The following is a 22,701-nucleotide window of genomic DNA, read 5'->3' as shown; positions in this document are numbered from 1 at the left end:
CTTTATTTATCGTTCGAGGTCTAAATTTTAAGAACTCACTTCGTTCAAACAGCTTAAAATTTTACGCCCTTTTCACTTTAAATTTTACGAGTAATTTTCGATAGGCCACACGTGATATACTTGAATGCTTCGAAGTAACTTCAGCATCCCATCAAGTTTAATCCATCAGGTAATGTCATTTCGATAGACGAAGGACTGAGAAATCTTTTTAAAAGGAATTCAGAGTGTTAATTAAAGAGATATTTCAACTTCGCTGCGCTACGCTCAATATGACAGTAAGCGATTGTCATTCCGATGTGCCAAATACTTTTGAAATATATTTTTTGCTATTATTAAAAATAATTCAAGTTTTATTAGAAAGAGAAGTGACCTACTTTTCATGAGCGTAGTAAAATCAAGAAAAAGCTTAGCGTTGGATGGGGAGGATAGCCTAGCGTAGCGATTTGCTATCCGCAGGATAAAGTTTTTTAGCTGATTTTCAAGTTCAGGAAAATCAGTCTAGACTTTTTGTTACTTTTTGGGCAATGCAAAAAGTAAAGTAGGTTCGATGTAATCTAGAATTTAGTGAGGAAGTATGTAATTTAAGTTCCTTTGTTGGTTGGGATGCAAATCTCCAGTTTGTCATTTCGAAGAAGGTACGACTGAGAAATCTGCTTCAATAGGAATTCAAGGTGTTAATTAAAGAGATATTTCGACTCCACTGCGCTACGCTCAATATGACAGTAAGGGATTGTCATTCCGATAAGTTTGTCATTTCGATTGACGAAGGACTGAGAAATCTGCTAAAAAAGGAATTCAAAATGTTAAAAAACAAAAAAACCATGTCCGTTTAATCCAGACCTCCTATTTTCAGCTAACAGCTAACAGCTAACAGCTAACAGCTAACAGCTAACTACCTATAACAACAAAACTTTAAAAAATAGTAAAGGAGAGGATAAGATGCTGATGAACAGGGAGGTTTTGATATGATGTAGAGCGATAATCCGTAAAATTTGTCCGTTCAAAGGAATTAAATTCATAATAATCAGCTAAATTCGCACTCAGAATAAAAATGGAATAAATTCAGATGCTCAATTTTGGGTTATACCAACATAATCCTGGAAGAGATTGAAATATATATTAAGAATATCATTAGATGACTAAAATAAAAAACATCTGCTGTATCGGCGCAGGATATGTAGGCGGACCTACCATGGCGGTGATCGCCAGTAAGAATCCAAACATTAAGGTAACGGTAGTCGATATCAATGAAGAACGCATCAAAGCGTGGAACGACGAAGATTTAACGAATCTCCCTATCTACGAACCAGGTTTACCTGAAGTGGTGCAAAAAGCCCGTGGTCAAAACCTCTTTTTTTCTACACAAGTAGATGAGGCGATAGCAGCAGCAGATATGGTTTTTATTTCAGTGAATACCCCTACCAAAACCTACGGAAAAGGAAAAGGTATGGCAGCCGATCTCAAATATGTAGAGCTATGTGCTCGACAAATCGCTCGCGTAGCGACAAGCGATAAAATTGTGGTCGAAAAATCAACCTTACCAGTACGTACCGCACAAGCCATCAAAACCATCTTATCAGAAACCGGAAACGGAGTGAATTTTCAAATCCTTTCCAATCCCGAATTTTTAGCTGAAGGAACCGCTATTCAAGACTTAGAAGCCGCAGATCGCGTATTGATCGGGGGAGAGCAAAGTCCGGAAGGAGAAGAAGCGATTCAAGCCTTAGTGAATATTTATAAAGCCTGGTTGCCCGAAGAGCGTATTTTGACCACCAACGTATGGTCGTCAGAGTTATCTAAATTAACCGCAAATGCCTTTTTAGCGCAACGTGTATCCTCCATTAATGCCATATCAGAACTCTGTGAAGCTACGGGAGCCGATGTAGGAGAGGTGGCGAAAGCCATTGGGATGGACTCGAGAATCGGACCTAAATTTTTAAATGCTTCGGTAGGATTTGGAGGTTCTTGCTTTCAAAAGGATATTCTTAACCTGGTGTATATCGCTAAGTCTTTAGGTTTAGTACAAGTGGCAGATTATTGGGAGCAGGTAATCATTATGAACGACCACCAAAAGAATCGCTTTGCCGAAAAGATCGTAAGTACGCTATTTAATACCGTAGCCGATAAAAAGATCGCCTTTTTAGGTTGGGCGTTTAAAAAAGACACCAACGATACCCGAGAATCGGCTGCTATCTATGTAGCCGATAAATTGTTAGACGAACAAGCCAAGATTACGGTCTATGATCCTCAGGTAAAAGAAACGCAGATGCAACGGGACTTAAATTACCTAAAAACCCGTAGCGAAGAAGAGAATCAAGAAGGTCTAGCGACAGCAGCTGATGCGTATGCGTGTTGTCAAGAAGCTCACGCCATTGCGATTTTAACAGAGTGGGATGAATTTAAAGCACTAGACTGGCAAAAAATATACGACCACATGCCTAAACCTGCCTTTATATTTGATGGGAGAGGGATTTTGGATGAAAAACAAATGAGAAACATAGGTTTTAATTACTTTGTGATTGGAGGGTAATAAATAATAGCTAAGAAGAAAATTAGATTTATTATTACTTAAAATTATCTTGTATAAGGACTTTATAAAAAAAGAAAGACATTGACACCAGCAGTTACCACCATAGGACTAGGTTATATAGGCTTACCCACTTCCGCTTTAATTGCCTCCAATCAACTAAACGTTTGGGGAGTAGATATCAATCCAAAAGTTGTAGAAACCCTTAATCAAGGGAAAATTCATATTGTTGAGCCCGATTTAGAGGAGATTTTAGCTAAGGCAGTGGAAGAAGGCTTTTTTAAAGCCGACACTAAACCTAAAGAGGCAGATACCTATCTGATTGTTGTACCTACCCCTTTTAAGGGAAACCACGAACCCGATATTTCGTATGTAGAAGCTGCTACTAAAGCGGTAATTCCATTATTAAAGAAAGGAGATTTATACATTATCGAATCCACTTCCCCCGTAGGTACTACCGAAAAAATGATGAAATTGATTTATACGGAGCGTCCAGAATTGGAAGGTGAAATTCATATCGCTTACTGCCCAGAACGTGTACTGCCCGGAAATGTAATGCACGAACTGGTCCATAACGACCGCGTGATTGGCGGAGTAGATGAGGCAAGTACTCAAAAAGCCATCGATTTCTATCGTGCATTTGTAAAAGGAGAGTTACACGCCACCAATGCCCGTACCGCAGAAATGTGTAAACTGACCGAAAATTCAAGTCGGGATGTACAAATTGCTTTTGCGAATGAGTTGTCATTAATTTGCGCAAAAGCGGATATCAATGTATGGGAGCTAATTCATTTAGCCAATAAACACCCTCGAGTAAATATCCTACAACCAGGATGCGGGGTAGGCGGACATTGCATTGCTGTAGATCCTTACTTTATCACTTCAGAATTTCCAATGGAGTCGCAGATTATTGGAAAAGCAAGGGAGATCAACAATTATAAAAGCTTTTGGTGTGCCGAGCAAATCAAAACAGCGAAGCATGATTTTCAGCTCAAGCACGGAAGAAAGCCATCTATTGCTCTAATGGGCTTAGCTTTTAAACCCAATATTGATGATTTAAGAGAATCACCTGCCAAATACATTGTGCAAAAAGTATTACAAGACGCACAAGATGAAAATTATTATATCGTAGAACCTAATATAACAAATCATCAAGTATTTAAAATTACTCCTTATCAAGAAGCCCTAGAGAAAGCTGATATCGTTGCATTCTTAGTGGCGCATCAAGAGTTTAAAGAGGTAAGCTTAAATAAAGACCAAGTCGTATTAGATTTTTGCGGAGTTTTAAATAAAGGCTAGTGTTTATCTTTAAACTTGTTTCGATATAGGAGACTTTTCTCTGTCATTTCGATGGAGGCACGACTGAGAAATCTTTTTAAAAGGAGTTAGGATTTTTTAATCAAAAGATATTTCGACTCCACTGCGCTGCGCTCAATATGACAGGTTATTTTGTGTTATTTTAAGTAATAACGGCGTAAGGAGTAATGGTATTGAGAGGTAAATGATAGTTCTTAACTACAATTTATATTTGTTCTTTTTTTTTTGCCTAAAAAAGAACCAAAAAAGGTCTAGGCTTACGAATCTTACTCTAAATTGTAGGTTTGTAAACTAAATTTTAGGAACTCCCCCGATTGCCATCGGTCTCAGACAGCCTAAAATTTTACGCTTACTGCACTGCCAATTTTACGACCAATTTTCGATAGGCCGTGTGCTTTCTAAGGGTATTTTGTATTAATTGATAGAGAGGGGTCTTGTGCCTGAAGTCTTATTTTTATATTTCTGTATCTTCCGTAAAAATTGACCTATCTAAAAATATAATGAAAATCAAGGAAGCAGCGAGGGCTAGAAAATGAAAAGCTGTTTGAGACCGACTGATAAGGAGGATGAGTTCTTTTCATTTGTGGTTGGGGATTCCGTAGGATTTTTTTATAAATTTTTAGTCAGTCTTGATCTTTTGCTTCGTTTTATATCAAGATAAAATGAAGGAGTCATTAATGTAATTTCTATTAAAAAAGTAGAAGTTTGATTTCTATTCATATTTTTACTTTTTCCCATCGCCGGAAAAAGTAACAAAAAGGTCTAGGCTTACGAATCTTACTCTAAATTTATCGTTCGAGGTCTAAATTTTAAGAACTCACTTCGTTCAAACAGCTTAAAATTTTACGCCCTTTTCACTTCAAATTTTACGAGTAATTTTCGATAGGCCGTGTAATATTCATAATTATAGGAAACGACCTATCTAAAAATATATTGAAAATCAAGGAAGCAGCGAGGGCTAGAAAATGAAAAGCTGTTTGAGACCGACTGATAAGGAGGGTGAGTTCTTTTCATTTGTGGCTGGGGATTCCGTAGTATTTTTTATAAATTTTTAGTCAGTCTTGATCTTTTGCTTCGTTTTGTATCAAGACAAAATGAAGAGATGTTTTATTATAAACAAGATATTTCGACTTCGCTGCGCTACGCTCAATATAACAGGAAGCGATTGTCATTCCAACAAGTTTGTCATTTTATGCGGAGTTGAGTAACTTGTCTATCATTTCGATGGACGAAGGACTGAAAAATCTTTTTAAAGAGGACTTAAAGTTTTTAATGAAAAGATATTTCGACTTCGCTGCGCTACGCTCAATATGACAAGTTATTTTTGTTATTTTAAGATATAACGACGCAACGAGTAATTTTCGATAGGCCGTATGTTTTCTAATGGGATTTTTCACTTTTAATAATAAGTATTAACTCAAATTTTACAATCAATTTTCGATACTCTTAATGCTTTTCGTAATTTAAAGAAACGACCTACCTAAAAATATATTGAAAATCAAGGAAGCAGCGAGGGCTAGAAAATGAAAAGCTGTTTGAGACCGACTGATAAGGAGGGTGAGTTCTTTTCATTTGTGGCTGGGGATTCCGTAGGATTTTTTTATAAATTTTTAGTCAGTCTTGATCTTTTGCTTCGTTTTATATCAAGATAAATCGATTTTAGAGATTCACGAATACTTAAGCAATAGTAAAGTGAATGAGTAAAATGAAGGAGTCATTAATGTAATTTCTATTAAAAAAGTAGAAGTTTGATTTCTATTCATATTTTTACTTTTTCCCATCGCCGGAAAAAGTAACAAAAAGGTCTAGGCTTACGAATCTTACTCTAAATTTATCGTTCGAGGTCTAAATTTTAAGAACTCACTTCGTTCAAACAGCTTAAAATTTTACGCCCTTTTCACTTTAAATTTCACGAATAATTTTCGATATGCCACACGTGCTATACTTGAATGCTTCGAAGTAACTTCAGCATCCCATCAAGTTTAATCCATCAGGTAATGTCATTTCGATGGACGAAGGACTGAGAAATCTTTATAAAAAGGAATTCAAAATGTTAAAAAACAAAAAACTATATCCTTTTAACCTAGACCTCCTATTTTCCACTAACCACTAACCACTAACCACTAACCACTAACCACTAACCACTAACTGCTAACAGCTAACTACCTATAACAACAAAACTTTAAAAAATAGTAAAGGAGAGAATAAGATGCTGATGAACAGGGAGGTTTTGATATCGTGCCTTGCGATAATCCGTAAAATTTGTCCGTTCAAAGGAATTAAATTCATAATAATCAGCTAAATTCGCACTCAGAATAAAAACGGAATAAATTCAGATGCTCAATTTTGGATTATATCAACATAATCCGGGAAGAGAATTGAAATATATTAAGAATATTATTAGATGAATAAAATAAAAAACATCTGCTGTATCGGCGCAGGATATGTAGGCGGACCTACCATGGCGGTGATCGCTAGTAAGAATCCAAACATCAACGTAACGGTAGTTGATATCAACGAAGAGCGCATCAAAGCGTGGAATGATGAAGATTTAACGAATCTCCCTATCTACGAACCAGGTTTACCTGAAGTGGTGCAAAAAGCCCGTGGTAAAAACCTCTTTTTTTCTACACAAGTAGATGAGGCGATAGCGGCAGCAGATATGGTTTTTATTTCAGTAAATACCCCTACCAAAACCTACGGAAAAGGAAAAGGTATGGCAGCCGATTTGAAGTACGTAGAATTATGTGCCCGACAAATCGCTCGCGTAGCGACAAGCGATAAAATTGTCGTTGAAAAATCAACTTTACCGGTACGTACCGCACAAGCCATCAAAACCATTTTATCAGAAACCGGAAACGGAGTGAATTTTCAAATTCTTTCCAATCCCGAATTTTTAGCTGAAGGAACTGCCATTCAAGACTTAGAAGCCGCAGATCGCGTATTGATCGGGGGAGAGCAAAGTCCGGAAGGAGAAGAAGCGATTCAAGCTTTAGTGAATATTTATAAAGCCTGGTTACCCGAAGAACGTATTTTGACCACCAACGTATGGTCGTCAGAGTTATCCAAGCTCACCGCCAATGCTTTTTTAGCACAACGTGTATCTTCCATCAATGCCATATCAGAACTCTGTGAAGCCACGGGAGCCGATGTAGGAGAGGTGGCGAAAGCCATTGGGATGGATTCGAGAATCGGACCTAAATTTTTAAATGCTTCGGTAGGATTTGGAGGTTCTTGTTTTCAAAAAGATATTCTTAACCTGGTGTATATCGCTAAGTCTTTAGGCTTAGTACAAGTGGCAGATTACTGGGAGCAGGTGATCATTATGAACGACCACCAAAAGAACCGCTTTGCCGAAAAAATCGTGAGTACGCTATTTAATACGGTAGCCGATAAAAAGATCGCCTTTTTAGGGTGGGCCTTTAAAAAAGACACCAACGATACCCGAGAATCGGCAGCTATCTATGTAGCCGATAAATTGTTAGATGAGCAAGCAAAGATAACAGTCTATGATCCCCAAGTAAAAGAAGCGCAGATGCAGCGGGACTTAAATTACCTGCAATCCCGTACAGAAGAAGAGAATAAAGAAAACTTAACCACTGCTGCTGATGCGTATGCGTGTTGTCAAGAAGCACACGCCATTGCGATTTTAACAGAGTGGGATGAATTTAAAGCACTAGACTGGCAAAAAATATACGACCAAATGCCTAAACCTGCTTTTATATTTGATGGGAGGAGAATATTGGATGTTGAAAAGTTAGAAAAAATAGGTTTTAAGGTAATGACTATGGGGGAAACGGTGACTTAATAGCTCCAACTTATGAAGGAAAAAATAATTTTAGTAACAGGCGCAGCGGGTTTTATTGGCTTTCATTTATGTAAACGTCTGTTAGAACAAGGATGTCGTGTAATAGGATTAGATAATTTAAATGGGTATTATTCTGTACAGCTTAAACTAGATCGACTTAAGCAACTAGGTATTACAGAGGTAATCGAGGGAGAGTTAGTGACAGGTGAAAAGTTTAAAGAAGATTTTCAATTTATAAAGCTTGACCTAGAAAACAGAAATGAATTACCTCAACTATTTGAAAAATTTAAATTTACCTCGGTTTGCAATTTAGCTGCTCAAGCTGGTGTACGTTACAGTATAGAAAACCCAAATGTTTATATTGATTCGAATATAGTGGGTTTTACTAATTTGCTGGAGTGTATGCGGCACGCAAAAATTAAAAAGTTAGTCTATGCTTCTAGTTCAAGTGTTTATGGTAATGCTAAGAAAACTCCTTTTGAGACCATTGATACTGTGGACGAACCAATCAGTTTATATGCGGCTACTAAAAAAAGTAATGAGCTTATGGCTTATACCTACAGTCACTTATATAATATACAGACTATAGGGTTACGTTTTTTTACGGTTTACGGCCCGTGGGGTAGACCAGACATGGCCATGTTTTTGTTTACCGATGCTATTTTAAACGACAAACCCATTAAGGTTTTTAATAATGGCAATTTGTCACGCGATTTTACGTATATCGAAGATATAATAAAGGGGGTGGAGAAAACTTTGTTAAAACCACAACCCCACAATAAAAAGTATAGTTTATATAATATAGGCAATGGAGATCCGGTAAAATTATTAGACTTTATAAAAGCCATTGAAAAAGAAACAGGTAAAAGAGCCAAACAAGAAATGTTGCCCATGCAGGCGGGAGATGTAGAGCAAACTTGGGCAGATACTAATGCATTGGAAAATGATTATAATTATACACCAAGTACTACCATACATCAAGGTGTTTACGATTTTGTAAAATGGTTTGAAAAATATTATTCATAAAATTTAATATAAATTGCTAATTAGAATATTTAATACCTTAAAGCAAAACCTAGCTATATTTTTGATTTCAATATGGTTACTGATACCATATTTTGCTTATAATAATTATGCCCGATTATTAGCATTTTTAGCTTTTTCATTTTTTTTATTTAAAAATGAGAAAAGAATAAATAAAAAATTATTGTTTGGGATTTTATTATATATAATATATACTTTCACAATTAATGCGCTCTTTTCTGCTAATTCCTATATGCTACGGCATTTACAATTATATATACTCTTTGGTTGTATTTTAATAGCTTATATAATAACAAAACAAGAGGACGCTATAAAAAATAAAATAAAATATATTATATTATCATTAAACTTAATAGCACTTTTAAGTTCGTTATATGTCTTAAAGGATAATATGGGTGCAGCTAGACTTTTAGCCAAAAGTACGGATGAGGCTGTTGAATTGTCTAATAAGGGTCTAGGGGGGTATGGATTGATTTATGCAAATGTTTTAATGTTGCCACTTTTTTTTTATTACAGAAAACGAACAAATAATTTGTATAAACAAGTGTTAATCTATGCAAACATATTGTTTAGTATAACATTTATACTTTTGGCGGATTACCTAATTGCTATCATATTGATAATTTTTCAACTCTTAACTTTTCTTTTTATAAAAGCTTCTTACGCAGACAGAATTATTATTATAGGTATTTTGCTGGTTACATTGTTATTGTTTTATAACAATTTGAATTATTTTGATAAGTTAACCTATTCTTGGGTGGAGTTTAGTTCGTTGCGATATAAACAGGAAGACATATTTAATATGTTCAGAGGTGTAGATGGAAATAATAATACTATTGACGGAAGAACCGGTAGGTATTTTAGAAGCTTAAATTTATTAGCAAGTAATCCTATTACAGGAACTTTTAGTTTTGATGAAATAGGAAAACACTCCAATATTATTGATCAATTTGCTCAGTATGGAATAATATTTGGGTTTTTAATGTTGAGAATCATTTTTATGCTACCACAAAACTTACTAAGAACCACAAATAATGAATATTTAAAATATTTTTTAAATATTTATATGGTAACATTGATACTACTCGGTATTTTAAATAATTATGGTGCTGCAATGGGATGTAGTTTTCTTCTACTTTCGTGTGTAGAAAATAAATCCATGAAAAGTTTGAAATTTGAATAAAAATATTTTATACATCGGTGGTTTTAATTTCGTTACAGAGAACGCCTCTTCGATAAGGGTAATTGAGAATGCACGTTTCTTAAAGCAATTAGGATATAATTGTGTCGTTATGGGCAAGACGGAATGCAATCTAGTAAAATACTATAAAGATATTAAATTAATAAACATCCAAACAAGCAATAATAGAGATATTGATTTTTCAACAAATTGCATAAGTGTTATTAGTGAAATTGAAAGCTTTGCAACTCCACCAATTGTAATTGCATATAATTACCCAACGATAGCTTTTTATAAACTGCAGAAATACTGTAAAAATAATAATATAGTATTAATACCAGATATTACTGAATGGCATGGGATAGATGGTAGGATTTCTATTTTGAAAATTTTGCGATACATTTTGAATAATTATAAAATGCGTCATTTAAATAAAAAATGCAAAAATATAATATTAGCTACGGATCATTTGAGTAATTTATATGGAAAAAGCAATCAATTAATACTACCTTTTGTGACTATCGATAAAACAGGGCCTACTTCTTTTAAGTCCAATAATATGAGGAGATTCATTTTTGCTGGAACTTTAGGTGAAAATTTTTCTAAAGATAGATTAGATATATTGATAAAAGCATTTGCAAAATTAAATGCAAAACAGTTTGAAGTACATATAGTTGGTCCGAGCAAACAAGAATTATTTTCTTCTTGTATTGCTAAGGATTTAAAGATGTTAAGTGAAAAGATTAAGATTTACGGACGTGTGCCCAATCGTAAGGTTAAACATATTATGAAATCTACTGATTTTGTGATTTTTGCGAGAAATGTCAAACGGATTACAAAGGTTGGTTACCCTACAAAAGTCTTTGAAGCTTTTAAAATGGGGATTCCTGTAATCACTAATAGAACATCTAATTTAGATAAGCATATAATTAACAATAAAAATGGTTTTTTAATCAAAGAATTAAATGTTGATAAATTTGTTGAAGTTTTAGAAAAAGCGATAGATATGCCTTCAACAGATCTCAAAAAAATGAAAGAAGAATGTGTACTTAACAATCCATTTTATTACAAGAACCATGAAGAGAATATTATTAAATTTTTTAAAAATCTGCAAATATGAAAGTTCTTTGGGTTATAGCATTTGTATTGCCGGAGGCAAGCAAATTTATTGGGGAAAAAAAAACACCTTTCGGAGGTTGGATTGGTGAAATGATAGAGAAATTAAAATCAGATTCTTCGATTGACCTTGCAATAGCTATGAAATCTTCCGTTAAGGAATTAAAAAAAATTGAAGATAAAAATATAACCTATTACTTTTTACCTACAAAAAAGAAAGATTCTTCAGATGTTGATATAGATACTTGTAATTTTATATTAAGAGATTTTTGTCCAGATATACTCCATGCGGAGGGTACTGAGCATAAATTCACAAAGACATTCTTAGAGAATTGGAATGGGCAAAATGTTGTGAGTCTGCAAGGTGTTCTAAATGGTTACAAGAATTATGAGTTTGGTGGTTTGAAGCTTCATAGGTTATTATTTAGGCCTACCCATATAAAAGATATTATTTTTGCCTTTTTGATGATTATTAATAAAGCTTTAATTTTCAATAAAAGAGTTATAATTGAAAAACAGACCATCGGTTTAGCAAAAAATATTTTAGGTAGGACTATTTGGGATAGATCTCATTATTACTATTTTAACAAGGATGCTTCTTATTTTCGATGTAATAGGATTTTGAGGTCAAGCTTTTATTCGAACTATAAAAAAAATAGGAAATATGAACCTTATAGTATCTTTTTAGGAAATAGCTCGCAGGCTAGAAAGGGAGCTCATTTTGTTCTTGAGGCTGTAGCTCTATTAAAAGATGAATTTCCAAATCTTAAACTTTACGTTGCTGGTTTGAAATATAGTAATTCCATTTCCGATATTAAATCCTATTTTGGTTATCGCTCCTATCTTAATAGAAAAATAAAAGAATTGAAACTGGCGAAATATATTAATTTTGTAGGAATTCTTAATGAAAAAGAAATGGCTCAAACTTTAATTAAGATGCACGTATACGTTATGAGCTCAGTTATTGAAAATAGTCCCAATACTCTTGGAGAAGCAATGATGCTAGGGGTGCCATGTGTCGCGTCATATAATGGAGGTGTTAGTGAAATGGCTAATGATGAAAAGGAATCGTTGCTTTATCGGTCTGACGATCCTAAAATGTTAGCTTACCAAATAAAAAGAATTTTTGAATCCAGAGACTTAGCTATCTTGTTGAGTGAAAATGCATATAAAAAAGCTTCCTTAACTCACAATTCATCAAAAAATTATAGAGATTTAATTAATTGTTACCAAACTATTATTGAGAAATGAAACAGCAATTTGCACCAGTTATAGTTTTTACTTATAATAGAAAAGATCATACTATTAAAACTCTTGAGTCATTGGCTCGTAATAAAGAATTTTTTCATAGTAATATTTTTATTTATTCAGATGGATTTCGTGATAATAGTGATAAATACGAAGTTGAAAAATTAAGAAAATATCTACATGAATTTAAATTAATCCATATAGGCGTTGATATAACCATTATCGAAAGAGATAACAATTTAGGCTTGGAGCGATCAATTATAAATGGTGTTTCTGAGATAATTGATGAATTCGACAAGGTTATTGTGTTAGAAGATGATTTAGAGGTTTCACCTCATTATTTAGAATATATGAATCAATTATTGTTTGTTTATAAGGATTTTTCTAAGGTGGGTGCGATCACAGGGTATAACCCTATAAAAAATATCAAAATAGATAAAGAGGCACAGGTTTATTTCTCCCAAAGAACATGCTCCTACGGTTGGGGGACTTGGTCAAGAATTTGGGCTGAAGTAGACTGGGAGGCTAAAAGCTATGCGAAATTTAAAACGGATGTTAGACTGCGTAAAATGTTTAATAAAACTGGGTTAGATCGATCTGTTAGATTAGATAGACAAATGCAAAGGAACGCGCAAAGTTGGTCAGTGAAATTTGGTTTTGATTTATTTTTAAAAAATAAATTGACTATATACCCTATACATAGTTACCTTAAAAATATTGGTTGGGATGGTACTGGCACCCACAATTCAAATAAACCTGTGCTCTTAAACCATACAATAGATGCAACGGGGGCGTTAAATCTATCTGTTTTACCAAAGATTGTGGAAGAGACGGAAGAAGCTATTTCCTTTTTCAAAAAAGCCTATGGTAGTTCTGTAAATTTAAAAGTAAAAGAGTTATTAAGTATAATTTTGAATTATGAAAGGTAGAATTTTATTTTATTATTCCGTTTTTAATATGGGAGGAGCGGAAAGATCTTTACTTAAATTAATGGTTGGATTTATAGAAAGAGGATATACTGTAGATTTACTACTTTTATATGGTGAAGGTAACTTAGAAAAGCAAATTGATAAAAGGATAAATATACATAAGTTGAGATCTAGAAATTATAAGACTGAATTTTTAAAAACCAGTAATGTTTTAAAAAAAATTGAGTTTTTATTTCTTCACTCTTTAAGTTATCCAAAATTTTATTTAAATCTTTTTGAACTTAAGAAATACACTTATCAATGTGTTTTTGTAGGTCTACACGGTTTAAGTCCTAAATTAATTGTTAAAAATCTGAAGTTTAAAAAATTAATTCAATTTATAAGAAGTGACTTGGCGCTCTGTGATCAAAATAATAAAGCACATAATCATATAATAAAATACGGATCAATAGTTGACAACTATGTGTGTGTGGCGCAAACTTGTAAAAAATCTTTTGATGAAAAATATCCATCTTTATCTTTTAAAAGTGTGGTGGTTTATAATCTATTATCAGCTCAGTCAATTATAGTAAATTCTAGAAAGCAAGTTGACGATTTACAATTTTTTGAAAATGATTCTTTTAAGATTTTTTCGGTATGTAGGCTTCAGGAAAAGTCTAAAGGAATCTTGAGAATAGTAGATGTTGTCAAGGATTTATGTGAGAATAATATTGACTTTAAATGGTATTTAATTGGAGCAGGAGAGGATATGCAAATTTTGCGTGAAAAAATTGAAATAGATGGAGTTGGGGATTGCTTGATATTACTTGGTAGAAAGGCCAACCCTTATCCTTATATGCTATTAGCAGACTTAATTGCCGTACCGTCATATTATGAAGGATTATGCGGGGTTGTAAATGAAGCCAAAGTGCTTAATATACCTGTTTTGGCCACAGAGTTTTCAGGAATTAGAGAACAAATAAAGAATGGGGAGAACGGTATTATAGTAGAAAACTCAAGAATAGGTATTTATGAAGGAATAAAAAAATTATGCGATAATCCTCGTAGCATAAAAAAAATGAGAATAAATGGAATGCCTCGAGAAATCATTGATGATAATTTGAAATTAGATTCTTTAATTGATTACTTAAAAAATTAAAATGCAAAAAAAAGCAGGTGTTGTTTTATCATATTTTATAATTTTCCTCAAAATTTTTGTTGTATTTTTTTATGTTCCATTCGTATTAAAAACTATAGGTAAAGATAGTTATGGTTTATTTACTGTAGTGAGTTCAATAATAGCATATATATCTATTTTAGATTTTGGTCTTAATGATAGTACACTACGATATTTTGTAAAATTTAGAAATAGCGTTGATATAAACCAAAAAATTTCTATTTTATCCGCCGTAAGTAAAATTTATACTACAATAGGAGGAATAGTTATAGTAGCCCTATTTTTAGTTTATTTTTATCTAGATCTAGTATTTATCAACAAATTTACTACTGTAGAACTGACACTGCTGAAAAAAATGTACATAATTTCAGGAGTAAGTATATTTTTTACGATTTTTTTAAACCCAATAGGTGCAATTTTAAGTGCTTACGAAAAATTCATTTTCTTAAAACTTGTGGAGCTGATAAGCTTTGTAATTACTACAATTATTATTGTAATTTTTTTAAATGAAGGCTATGGAGTATTAGAAATGATAGTAATTACAGGCACTATCAATATTATTGCCCAATTTATTAAATATTGCTATTGTAGGGTTAAATTAAAAATTTGTTTTCCCGTTTTTGGAAAAAATAATCAATACATAAAAGATCTGGTGTTTTATGGGTCTCCAATATTTGTTGTTGTTTTAGTGGAGCAAATCTATTGGAAGCTAGATAATATTCTTATAGGAGCTATTTTGGGAACAACTTATGTTACTTATTATGCAATGGGTCTAGTATTTCAGAAGTATATTTTAAGTTTCTCTACCGCAATTTCACGAATAATGACACCCAACTTAATTTCGCAGATAGATAGCGGTTCTAAAATTGAAATTTTAAATGAATATATAAAAATATCTAGATTACAATTAGCGGTCATTTGTGTTATTAGCTTAAATTTAGCGCTATGGGGGGAAGAGTTTCTCATTATATGGTTAGGGGAAGAATACAAAAAATCTTATTTGGTTCTTTTGCTAATCTTGATTCCTTTCACAATTGAAAATATTGGGAATGTAAGGAATGTAATATTACAAGTTTATAAATTGTACTGGATACGCGCATTGATAATTTTTATAATATCAATTCTTAATATAGGTGCAACATATGTTTTGTTAAATGAAATAGGTATAGACGGAGCAGCTCTTTCTACTTCCATAAGTCTAATTATAGGTTATATATTCACTAATATTTTACTTTGGAAGAAAGTAGGTCTAGATTTAAAATTATTTTTCATTAAAGTCTGGGGTAAAGCATTTTTGTTGTTAACAATCATAATTGTAACTATTCTATTATTTAAAAATTATTATGTAGGCCAAATAAGCACTTGGTTTAGCCTTATACTTTGTGTTACCTTGACGGGTCTTTTTTACTTTATTCTTATTTGGTTTTTATATTTAAATTTAGAAGAAAAAAAAATAATAAAGAAAATATTTTCAAAATGAAATATAGGTTTAGAATAGTACAAATATTTAGAAAAATATTTTTATTCATTTATTTTAAGATTAATCCCATTGGTTGCTCAAGATTAATGGGTGTTAGAATTGGACAAAATTGTAAAATTTACGGTAATTCACCTAATATGTGGGGAACAGAGCCATTTCTAATTACAATTGGAGATAATGTCTTCATTACAGATGGTTGCAAATTTATAAATCATGATGGAGGAACATTAGTTCTAAGAAAAAAAGACCAAACGTTAGAATATACTGCACCTATTAATGTTGGAAATAATGTTTATTTAGGTATGGAAACTATGATTATGCCTAATGTGAATATTGGGAATAATGTGATAATAGGTGCAAGATCAATAGTTACTAAAAACATAGAAGATAATTTAGTGGTAGCAGGTATTCCTGCTAAAAAAATAAAATCTATTGATCAGTATTATGGTGATTTACAAAATAAATCTTTGGGTATAGGACATCTAGGTAGAGGTGAAAAAGAAACGGAGCTTAAAAAGTTATTTATAAAATAAAATTATTTAAAATTTTATATATGTTACAGAATAAAACGCTTCTAATTACAGGAGGAACAGGATCATTTGGAAATGCGGTTCTTAGGCGATTTTTACATACAAAGCATTTTTCAGAGATCCGTATTTTTTCACGAGATGAAAAAAAACAAGACGATATGCGAAATGTCTTACAAAGTGAAAAGCTTAAATTTTATATTGGGGACGTACGGAACTATGACAGTATTGAAAGAGCGATGAGAGGAGTAGATTACGTATTCCATGCAGCCGCTTTAAAGCAAGTACCTTCTTGTGAGTTTTTTCCATTAGAAGCTACACGAACCAATGTGATGGGTACTCAAAATGTGATTGATGCCGCAGCATTTAATAAAGTTAAAAAAGTTATTTGTTTAAGTACTGATAAGGCAGCTTACCCTATTAACGCCATGGGGATATCAAAAGCTTTAATGGAGAAGGTAGCTATTGCTGCCTCAAGAAACTTAAAAGATACCACGGTTTGTTTAACGAGGTATGGAAATGTAATGGCATCAAGAGGGTCTGTTATTCCTTTGTTCTTACAACAAATTAAAGAAGGGAAAGCATTAACGATTACAGATCCTACTATGACACGTTTTTTAATGTCCCTAGACGAGGCGGTAGAACTAGTACTATTCGCTTTTGAAAATGCTAATCCTGGTGATTTATTTGTAAATAAAGCACCTGCAGGAACGATAGGAGACTTAGCTCAAGCTATTAAAGAACTCTGCAAATCAGATGCCCCCATAAAAATTATAGGAACCCGTCACGGCGAAAAAATATATGAAACTTTGTGTACACGGGAAGAGATGATCAAATCTGAAGACATGGGGGAGTTTTATAGAATACCTGCTGATAATCGTGATTTAAATTATGATAAGTACTTTTCAGAAGGGAATGAGACTATTGCAGAAATTGAAGATTATAATTCATCTAACACCAAACAGCAAGATGTGGAGGGAATGAAAAAACTCTTAAAGTCTTTGCCAATTGTTCAAAAAATGATGAAATAAATACTTAACGTATTTTAAGTGTCCTAACTTATAATTTTCGTCACCCTGAACTTGATTCAGGGTCTCATCTCCAGCAGAATGGGATGCTGAAATCGAAGATTCAACATTGTTAATCAATTTCAGTATGAGGCTTTCGAGCTTAAAAAGACTAAGTTTACAAGAAGCGAATATACACAAGACAAAATCGAAATTCAATTATGAAAATACTCATCACAGGCTCACAAGGATTTATAGGAAAAAACTTAGTTGCAGAACTTAAAAACATTCAAGAAAAGAAATCTACACAGGCCCATATAAGTTCTGAACTCAGCATACTTGAATTTAATAGAGATACCGATGTAAGTTTATTAGATGAATATTGCAAAGAAGCTAACTTTGTTTTTCATTTGGCTGGTGTAAATAGGCCTAGGGAGGAAAGAGAATTTATGGAAGGAAATTATAATTTTACAAATGATTTACTCTCACTTTTAAAAAAGCACCATAATGCTTGCCCTATAATGATTTCATCTTCTACCCAAGCAACATTAGATAATCCTTATGGTAAATCTAAAAAGGCAGGAGAAGACTTACTTTTAAAATACAGCCGAGAAACTGGTGCTGAGCTTTTTATTTATCGATTTCCAAATGTTTTTGGTAAATGGAGTAGACCTAATTATAATAGTGCGGTAGCAACTTTTTGTCATAATATCACTCACGATTTACCCATACAAGTTAATGATCCAAATGTAGATATGACCTTAGTGTATATTGATGATGTGGTGAGAGAGTTACTTAACTGTTTAAGTGCTCAAGAAGATAAAACTGAAAATTACTACAAGGTTTCTAGCGAACATAAAATTAAATTAGGTAGCATAGTAAAATTAATAGAATCCTTTAAAGAAAGTCGAAAAACTTTGCAGGTTCCTAAATTTTCAGATCCTTTCACCAAAAAACTTTATTCTACTTATTTAAGTTACTTGCCAGAAGATCAGTTTTCCTATCCTCTAAAGATGAATATAGATGAAAGAGGTTCTTTTACCGAGTTTATAAAGTCATCAGATCGGGGACAAGTATCTGTTAATATCTCTAAACCAGGAATTACAAAGGGCAATCATTGGCATCATACCAAAAATGAGAAGTTTTTAGTAGTTTCAGGAAAAGGTGCCATACGTTTTAGAAGAGTAGATGAACCATCTAAGATAATTGAATATTTCGTTTCGGGCAACAAGTTAGAGGTTTTAGATATTCCGGTTGGCTATACACACAATATTGAAAATTTGGGAGAATCAGATATGGTTACCGTAATGTGGGTCAATGAAATTTTTGACCCAAAGCGTCCAGATACTTATTTTGATGTGGTCTAATAGCTAGTTGTATATGAGAGAGCCTCAAATTATCAAAGGAAATAACCATCGCGACGATCGAGGGGAAATTCAATTCAATAACAAGTTTAATGCAATAGAGGTAAAACGCATATATACGATTGAAAATAAAGAACTGGAATTCATTCGGGCTTGGCAAGGACATAAAATTGAAAAAAGATGGTTTAGCGTTATACAGGGAAATTTTGAAATAAAATTAATCAGAATTAATAATTGGCAAGAGCCAGATCCCAAATCCGAAATTATCACATTTCAAATTGATGATAAAGGACTTCATATTTTATATGTCCCCCCAGGATTTGTAACGAGTATACAAGCATTAGCAGAAAATTCTAAATTATTGGCCATGTCAGATTATATGCTTGGAGAGGTCGCTGATGAATATAGATTTAAAGAAAATTATTTTACAAAATTATAAAACATGGAGAAATTAAAAGTGATCACCGTTGTAGGTACTCGACCAGAAATTATAAGACTTTCAAGGGTTTTATTGGCATTAGATTCTTCTGAGGCTATAGAACATATCCTAGTACATACCGGTCAAAATTATGATTATGAATTAAATGAAGTGTTTTTTGAAGATCTCGGCATACGTAAACCCAATCATTTCTTGAATGCTGCAGGTTCTAATGCGACTACAACCGCAGGGCAAATTTTAATAAATATCGATCCAATTTTAGAATTGGAAAAACCAGATGCGTTTCTGGTATTGGGAGACACCAACTCTTGTTTATGTGCCATAGCTGCGAAGAAAAGAAAGATTCCAATTTTCCACATGGAGGCAGGAAACAGATGTTTTGATCAGAGGGTTCCAGAAGAGACCAATAGGAAAATAGTTGATCATACCGCTGATGTTAATTTAACATACTCCAGTATTGCACGCGAATATCTTTTAAGAGAAGGTTTATCAGCCGATCGTGTGATCAAAACAGGTTCGCCAATGTTTGAGGTGTTAAATCATTATTTACCTCAAATTAAAAGATCAAGGGTGTTAAATAAATTAGAGTTAGAACAAGGAAAATATTTTGTGGTTTCTGCCCATCGGGAAGAAAATATTAGTTCTGAAAAAAATTTTAAAGGTCTTATGGAAAGCTTAAATATAATAGCAGAAAAATATGAATATCCTGTTATCGTTTCTACACATCCAAGAACGAGGAAGATGCTTGAAAAGAAAAAGATGGAGACACATAAGAATATCCAGTTTTTAAAACCTTTAGGGTTTCATGATTATAATGCCTTGCAAATGAATTCATTTGCAGTTCTTTCCGATTCTGGTACCATCAGTGAAGAATCTTCTATTTTAAACTTTAGAGCACTTAACATACGAGATGCTCACGAACGTCCTGAGGCTATGGAAGAGACCTCGGTTATGATGGTGGGTATGAATACAGAAAGAATACTTCAAGGCTTGGTGCAATTAGAGAGACAAAAAATAGAAGGTGAACGCAACTTTAGAGAGGTAGCGGATTATAGTATGCCTAACGTTTCTGAAAAAGTGGTTCGCATTATTATTAGTTATACAGATTATATTAATCGGGTAGTTTGGAGTAAAACCGTTCATTAATAAAAGAGCTAGCTTTGGAAAAAGGAACAATTTTATATATTGGAGGTTTTGAGTTGCCAGATAAAAATGCTGCAGCACATAGAGTATTAGCTAATGCAAAAATTCTTAATTCGTTGGGTTACGAGACTCTGTTAATTGGGATACTTAAAAACAACAAAAATAAAGCAAAAAATGTAACTGAATGGAAAGAGTTTGAGGGGCTGCATTATAGAAGTATTCCATATCCAACTAGTTTAAAAGAATGGTTAGAATATCTTACTTCCATAAAATTTATCAATCTACAAAAAATTGCAAATGTCAAACTAATTATAGCATATAATTATCCGGGTATTGCCTTATGGAAATTGCATAAATTCTGTCGGAAAAATAATATCAAATTGGTGGCAGATTGCACTGAGTGGTACGAACCGAAAGGGAATCCTTTATTCAAAATAGCTAAAGGTTTAGATGTTCATATTAGAATGAAACTGGTGCATCCTAAAATTGATGGAATGATCGTAATTAGCGATTATTTATTTGATTTTTATAAAGATAAACTTAAAAATGTTATTAATGTTCCGCCATTAGTAGATTTGAGTATGCAAAAGTGGAAATTGAAGAGTAAAACCAAAAAAGATGGAGTAAAGTTTATATACGCTGGTTCACCAGGTAATGGTAATAAGGATAGAATTGATAAAATAATTCAAATTTTATCTAATATACGAGAATTAGAGAACAAAAATTTTGAACTTATAATAGTTGGCATAACAAGAGAACAATATCTTACATCCTTTGGCCTAAATAGGCTACCTATTAATGCCGATGATTTTATTTTATTTAAAGGAAGATTACCTCATTTAGAAACTTTAGAAGAAATTAAAAAGTCGGATTTTTCCATTTTTATCAGAGAAAGAAATCTTACAAATACAGCAGGGTTTCCTACAAAATTCGTCGAATCCATTTCTTGTGGTACTCCTGTTATAACTAATTCGTCTAGTAATATTGAAAAATTCTTAGTTAATAACAAAACAGGTTTTTTAATCAATATAGAAGATGATAGTGCAATAAAAAAACAATTGAATATTGTTTTAGATTTAGGGCCTCAAACAATATTAAAAATGAAAGACTATTGTAAAGAAATGAAATTATTTGATATTTCTAAGTATAGTATTACATATTCAAATTTTATCAAAAATGTTTTAAGTGAAAAAAACTAAACTCATTCGCATCACAACAGTACCTCTTTCTCTAGAAAAACTATTAGAAGGACAGTTATCCTTTATGCAAGAGCATTTTGAGGTTACAGCTGTTTCAGCAGATGAGTCTAGGCTAAGAGTATTCGGTAAGAAAAATAGACTTAAAGTTTTTCCTTTAGAAATGACCCGCAAAATTACCCCTTGGGCAGATCTAAAAGCCTTGGTAAAATTGGTGCGTTTTTTAAAAAAAGAACGCGCACAAATAGTGCATACGCATACGCCTAAGGCAGGAATCGTAGGCATGTTGGCAGCAAAATTAGCGGGAGTGCCACATCGTTTACATACAGTAGCGGGTTTACCCCTAATGGAAGCGACAGGTAAAAAGCGTAGGCTTTTGAACGCGGTAGAAAAAATGACCTATCGTTGTGCCACCAGCGTATATTCAAACAGCCAAGGTTTATATGATTTTATAGTTGAACAAGGCTTTACCAATCCCAATAAACTGAAAATTATCGGCCAAGGAAGTTCTAATGGTATTGATACGTCCCATTTTGATCCACAACTATATAATCAAGATACAAAACAGAAATTAAGAAATGAATTAGGTATACAATCAAATGACTTTGTATTTGTTTTTGTGGGTCGTTTAGTAGGCGATAAAGGCATCAATGAATTAGTAGAAGCTTTCAATAATTCAAAATTCAAAATTCAAAATTCAAAACTATTATTGGTGGGGCCTCAAGAACCTGACCTAGATCCCCTACAACCCTTAACTTTACAAGAAATTTACCAAAACCCGAATATCATTTCGGTAGGTTACCAGGAAGATGTACGTCCGTATTTTGCTCTTAGCGATGCTTTGGTTTTTCCTAGCTATAGAGAGGGATTCCCCAATGTGGTTTTGCAAGCGGGTGCGATGGGTTTACCTTGTATTGTAAGTGATATTAATGGTTGTAATGAGATTATAGTGAAAGGAGAGAACGGCCTCATTGTTCCTTCCAAAAATAGAGAAGAATTACAAATAGCGATGAAATTTTTAGTCGATGATCGAGATCTATACACCCAACTTCAGAAAAATGCTCGTAATATGATTGTAAGTCGGTATCAAAGAGAGGAAGTTTGGCAAGCTTTATTAGAAGAGTATCAAACTTTATTAAAAGAGAAGGGACTGGGAGAATAGGGAATAAAGACTAGTGATTAGGAATTAGGTACTAGAGATTAGGGATTTGGGAATTGAA

Annotated in this window: 17 protein-coding genes; all 17 read left to right on the top strand. The window is 33.0% G+C overall.

The annotated features are described in order from the left end of the window. The first annotated feature begins 1,135 nt into the window (after positions 1–1,135). The 17 genes from FT986_RS04070 to FT986_RS03990 all read left to right on the top strand — a co-directional run bounded on the left by FT986_RS04070 (position 1,136) and on the right by FT986_RS03990 (position 22,643). Positions 1,136–2,530: a UDP-glucose 6-dehydrogenase gene (locus FT986_RS04070; protein WP_147863976.1), complete on the top strand. Its 1,395-nt coding sequence runs from the start codon at positions 1,136–1,138 to the stop codon at positions 2,528–2,530. 81 nt (positions 2,531–2,611) lie between these two features. Next, positions 2,612–3,826, top strand: a complete 1,215-nt coding sequence (gene wecC, locus FT986_RS04065; RefSeq protein WP_147863975.1) for a UDP-N-acetyl-D-mannosamine dehydrogenase — start codon at positions 2,612–2,614, stop codon at positions 3,824–3,826. Between the two features lie 2,422 nt (positions 3,827–6,248). Then, positions 6,249–7,652 carry a UDP-glucose 6-dehydrogenase gene (locus FT986_RS04060; RefSeq protein ID WP_147863974.1) on the top strand — a complete coding sequence of 468 codons (1,404 nt, stop codon included), beginning with the start codon at positions 6,249–6,251 and terminating at the stop codon, positions 7,650–7,652. Positions 7,653–7,664: 12 nt separating this feature from the next. Then, positions 7,665–8,678, top strand: a complete 1,014-nt coding sequence (locus tag FT986_RS04055; protein WP_147863973.1) for an NAD-dependent epimerase/dehydratase family protein — start codon at positions 7,665–7,667, stop codon at positions 8,676–8,678. Positions 8,679–8,691: 13 nt separating this feature from the next. Then, on the top strand, positions 8,692–9,879 hold the full coding sequence (locus FT986_RS04050) for a hypothetical protein (RefSeq protein WP_147863972.1): 1,188 nt from the start codon (positions 8,692–8,694) through the stop codon (positions 9,877–9,879). Beyond that, positions 9,872–10,996, top strand: a complete 1,125-nt coding sequence (locus FT986_RS04045) for a glycosyltransferase (protein WP_147863971.1) — start codon at positions 9,872–9,874, stop codon at positions 10,994–10,996. Before FT986_RS04050 ends, FT986_RS04045 begins: the two co-directional genes overlap by 8 nt. Then, a complete protein-coding gene (locus FT986_RS04040; RefSeq protein ID WP_147863970.1) occupies positions 10,993–12,243 on the top strand; it encodes a glycosyltransferase family 4 protein in 1,251 nt (416 codons plus the stop codon). The genes FT986_RS04045 and FT986_RS04040 overlap by 4 nt, the downstream gene beginning before the upstream one ends. Continuing rightward, complete coding sequence (locus tag FT986_RS04035) at positions 12,240–13,169, top strand: glycosyltransferase (RefSeq protein WP_147863969.1); 930 nt, start codon at positions 12,240–12,242, stop codon at positions 13,167–13,169. Before FT986_RS04040 ends, FT986_RS04035 begins: the two co-directional genes overlap by 4 nt. Continuing rightward, positions 13,159–14,307, top strand: a complete 1,149-nt coding sequence (locus tag FT986_RS04030; RefSeq protein ID WP_147863968.1) for a glycosyltransferase — start codon at positions 13,159–13,161, stop codon at positions 14,305–14,307. The genes FT986_RS04035 and FT986_RS04030 overlap by 11 nt, the downstream gene beginning before the upstream one ends. 1 nt (position 14,308) lies before the next feature. Beyond that, the gene (locus FT986_RS04025; RefSeq protein ID WP_147863967.1) at positions 14,309–15,805 is read left to right on the top strand and encodes a polysaccharide biosynthesis C-terminal domain-containing protein; all 1,497 of its coding nucleotides are present in this window, start codon (positions 14,309–14,311) and stop codon (positions 15,803–15,805) included. Then, a complete protein-coding gene (locus FT986_RS04020; protein ID WP_147863966.1) occupies positions 15,802–16,338 on the top strand; it encodes an acyltransferase in 537 nt (178 codons plus the stop codon). The genes FT986_RS04025 and FT986_RS04020 overlap by 4 nt, the downstream gene beginning before the upstream one ends. A gap of 20 nt (positions 16,339–16,358) precedes the next feature. Next, entirely contained in the window at positions 16,359–17,363 is a 1,005-nt protein-coding gene (locus FT986_RS04015; protein ID WP_147863965.1) for a polysaccharide biosynthesis protein, read from the top strand. Between the two features lie 197 nt (positions 17,364–17,560). Then, positions 17,561–18,706, top strand: a complete 1,146-nt coding sequence (locus FT986_RS04010; RefSeq protein ID WP_147863964.1) for a capsular polysaccharide biosynthesis protein CapF — start codon at positions 17,561–17,563, stop codon at positions 18,704–18,706. Positions 18,707–18,719: 13 nt separating this feature from the next. Then, positions 18,720–19,142 carry a WxcM-like domain-containing protein gene (locus FT986_RS04005; RefSeq protein ID WP_147863963.1) on the top strand — a complete coding sequence of 141 codons (423 nt, stop codon included), beginning with the start codon at positions 18,720–18,722 and terminating at the stop codon, positions 19,140–19,142. Between the two features lie 3 nt (positions 19,143–19,145). Further along, positions 19,146–20,288 (top strand): non-hydrolyzing UDP-N-acetylglucosamine 2-epimerase, encoded by a 1,143-nt coding sequence (wecB, locus tag FT986_RS04000; RefSeq protein WP_147863962.1) that lies wholly within the window; start codon positions 19,146–19,148, stop codon positions 20,286–20,288. A gap of 14 nt (positions 20,289–20,302) precedes the next feature. Then, positions 20,303–21,484, top strand: coding sequence for a glycosyltransferase (locus FT986_RS03995; protein ID WP_147863961.1), 1,182 nt, complete (start codon positions 20,303–20,305; stop codon positions 21,482–21,484). Continuing rightward, on the top strand, positions 21,471–22,643 hold the full coding sequence (locus tag FT986_RS03990; protein WP_147863960.1) for a glycosyltransferase family 4 protein: 1,173 nt from the start codon (positions 21,471–21,473) through the stop codon (positions 22,641–22,643). The genes FT986_RS03995 and FT986_RS03990 overlap by 14 nt, the downstream gene beginning before the upstream one ends. Positions 22,644–22,701: the final 58 nt, after the last annotated feature.

It is taken from the genome of Mesonia sp. K4-1 (genome assembly GCF_008017825.1).
Classification (GTDB): domain Bacteria; phylum Bacteroidota; class Bacteroidia; order Flavobacteriales; family Flavobacteriaceae; genus Mesonia.
Note: the sequence above shows the minus strand (reverse complement) of the source record. Positions and strands in the feature narration are given on the sequence as shown.

What these genes read in the sequence shown, in the direction of transcription:
- FT986_RS04070 (WP_147863976.1), top strand. Translation starts at nt 1,136, where the DNA reads ATGACTAAAATAAAAAACATCTGCTGTATCGGCGCAGGATATGTAGGC.
- FT986_RS04060 (WP_147863974.1), top strand. Translation starts at nt 6,249, where the DNA reads ATGAATAAAATAAAAAACATCTGCTGTATCGGCGCAGGATATGTAGGC.
- FT986_RS04055 (WP_147863973.1), top strand. Translation starts at nt 7,665, where the DNA reads ATGAAGGAAAAAATAATTTTAGTAACAGGCGCAGCGGGTTTTATTGGC.
- FT986_RS04040 (WP_147863970.1), top strand. Translation starts at nt 10,993, where the DNA reads ATGAAAGTTCTTTGGGTTATAGCATTTGTATTGCCGGAGGCAAGCAAA.
- FT986_RS04035 (WP_147863969.1), top strand. Translation starts at nt 12,240, where the DNA reads ATGAAACAGCAATTTGCACCAGTTATAGTTTTTACTTATAATAGAAAA.
- FT986_RS04030 (WP_147863968.1), top strand. Translation starts at nt 13,159, where the DNA reads ATGAAAGGTAGAATTTTATTTTATTATTCCGTTTTTAATATGGGAGGA.
- FT986_RS04025 (WP_147863967.1), top strand. Translation starts at nt 14,309, where the DNA reads ATGCAAAAAAAAGCAGGTGTTGTTTTATCATATTTTATAATTTTCCTC.
- FT986_RS04020 (WP_147863966.1), top strand. Translation starts at nt 15,802, where the DNA reads ATGAAATATAGGTTTAGAATAGTACAAATATTTAGAAAAATATTTTTA.
- FT986_RS04015 (WP_147863965.1), top strand. Translation starts at nt 16,359, where the DNA reads ATGTTACAGAATAAAACGCTTCTAATTACAGGAGGAACAGGATCATTT.
- FT986_RS04010 (WP_147863964.1), top strand. Translation starts at nt 17,561, where the DNA reads ATGAAAATACTCATCACAGGCTCACAAGGATTTATAGGAAAAAACTTA.
- FT986_RS04005 (WP_147863963.1), top strand. Translation starts at nt 18,720, where the DNA reads ATGAGAGAGCCTCAAATTATCAAAGGAAATAACCATCGCGACGATCGA.
- wecB (WP_147863962.1), top strand. Translation starts at nt 19,146, where the DNA reads ATGGAGAAATTAAAAGTGATCACCGTTGTAGGTACTCGACCAGAAATT.